Genomic DNA, 511 nt, shown 5'->3' with positions numbered 1-511 from the left:
GTGGTGACAGTGCGCCAGTGACGTTTGATTTTGATGCCACCGTACCAACTGCGGCGCCAACACTTACCATCGCGGATGCCGCGGACGGCAGCGTGAGCGTGGCAGAGAACAGTGACGGCGTTGAAACGGTGGTAAGTATTCCAACGGGTGTGGAAGTGGGTGATACGGTGACCTTAACCATCACCAACCCAGATGGCAGTACGACAGTACAAACTCACGAAGTAACCTTATTAGAAACACTAACAGGCAGTGCGAACATCACCATCCCAAGCTTGGCGGCAGAAGGTGACTACAGCGTGACGGCGCAGATCAGCGACGCGGCGGGCAACAGCAGTGGTGAAAGTGCGCCAGTGACGTTTGATTTTGACGCCACCGTGCCAACTGCGGTGCCAACACTTACCATTGCGGATGCTGCGGACGGCAGCGTGAGCGTGGCCGAAAACAGTGACGGCGTTGAAACCAACGTGACACTACCAACGGGCGTGGAAGAGGGCGATACGGTGACGTTAAC

At 56.6% G+C, this 511-nt stretch carries 1 protein-coding gene; it reads left to right on the top strand.

The genetic code is table 11. The features are described from left to right. A partial coding sequence (locus AACW06_RS20035) for an Ig-like domain-containing protein (protein ID WP_238336777.1) occupies positions 1-511 on the top strand: 511 nt, incomplete at both ends.

The sequence above is a fragment of the Vibrio sp. S12_S33 genome (assembly GCF_963889785.1).
In the GTDB taxonomy this organism is placed as follows: domain Bacteria; phylum Pseudomonadota; class Gammaproteobacteria; order Enterobacterales; family Vibrionaceae; genus Vibrio; species Vibrio aestuarianus.
This window is presented reverse-complemented; position numbering and strand designations above follow the sequence as displayed.